Genomic DNA, 1,531 nt, shown 5'->3' on the forward strand with positions numbered 1-1,531 from the left:
GTGCTCGGGCTCGAACTCGTGCGCCACTACAACAGCGCCGAACACGGCAAGGGCGTGCTCGGGCGCGGCTGGCGGCTGAGCTACGAGAGCGAACTCCGCGTGCGCGGCGACGGCCTGCAGATCGTGCAGGGCGACGGCACGCGGCTGCGCTTCGAGCGCATGCCCCAGCGCCCCGGCACCTACCGCACCCGCGAGCCCCTGCAAGGCCGGGTGCGCGCGCAGGCCGTGGCCGGCGGCACCGAACACGTCTGGACCTGGGCCGACGGCCGCGAACTGCGCTTCAACCGCCAGGGCCGGCTCGAACAGATCCGCGTGCCCAGCGGCGAATTCCTGAGCCTGCGCCACGACGAACGCGGCTGGCTGCGCGAGGTCATCGACCCCGCGGGGCGGCGGCTCGTGCTGCACTACCCGGGGCGTCGCGGCGAACACAGCCGCGATCCCTTCCGCGGCGTGTACGCCATCGACACCCCCGTGGGCCGCTTCGGCTACGCGCACGGCGCCGCGCTGCCCGCGGGCTCGCGCGCCGACCCGCGCGAACGCATCGCCAGCCTGGTGCGCGTCACCGCCCCCGCCGCCGCGGGCCAGCCCGCGCGCGTGCGCCACTACCACCACGAAGACCCGCGCTGGCCCGTGCTGCTCACCGGCATCAGCGAACAGCAGGGCGGGCCGCCCCCGCAGCGCCTGAGCACCTGGGCCTACGACGCGCAGGGCCGCGCCGTGCTCAGCTTCAAGGGTGAGCGCCGCGCCGGTGCGCCCGGCCTCGAACAGGTGCGCCTGCAATGGCTGCCCACGCACGGCGGCCGCGCCGGCCAGGGCCACACCCGGCTCACCAACAGCCTGGGCCAGACCACCGACCACACCACGGCCCTCGTGGCGGGCCAGCCGCGCATCCTGCAGGTGCGCGGCGCGGGCTGCGCGGCCTGCGGGCCGACCAACGTGCGCTACGCCTATGACCGCCTGGGCCGGCTCGTCGAAGAGACCCGGCTCGACGCGCGGGGCCGGCCCGTGCTCACGCAGCGCACCGAGCGCGACGCGCAGGGCCGCGTCACGCAGCGCAGCCTCCTGCGCTACCACCGCGGCCGGCCTTTGCCCGCGCAGTGGCGCGTGCGCTACGCCTACGCGCCGCTCGACACGACCGACCCCGACGCGCTGCCCGACCCGCAGCCGCGGCGCATCGAGCGCCCGAGCGTGGTGGCGGGGCGGGTGCACACGCTGCGTTTGGCCTACAACGCGGCGCGGCAGCTGCTGCGGGTGGACGAAAGCGGGTACAGCCCGGTGGACGGGCAAGGCCGCTTCGTGCCCAGCGGCGTGGCGATCGAGCGCAGCACCGAATACCGCTACGCGACGATCAACGGGCGCAGCGTGCGCGTGCAGCAGGACGGGCCCTTGCCCAACGGGCCGCAGAACAGCCCGGCCGACTCGGACATCACGCGCTACGGCTGGGACGCGCGCGGCGACCGGGTGGTGCAGATCACAGGGCCGGGGGGTGAGGGGGTGCGCGTGGCGCGCGAGCCCGACACGGGCCGTGTGC

The 1,531-nt window shown here is 75.9% G+C and carries 1 protein-coding gene; it reads left to right on the plus strand.

From position 1 onward, the window contains the following. The coding region (locus tag WDZ95_RS22215) for a DUF6531 domain-containing protein (RefSeq protein ID WP_425781701.1) at positions 1-1,531 on the plus strand (1,531 nt) is incomplete at both ends.

Origin of the sequence: Hydrogenophaga sp. T2 (assembly GCF_049843535.1) — a bacterium.
Taxonomy (GTDB): Bacteria; Pseudomonadota; Gammaproteobacteria; order Burkholderiales; family Burkholderiaceae_C; genus Hydrogenophaga; species Hydrogenophaga crocea.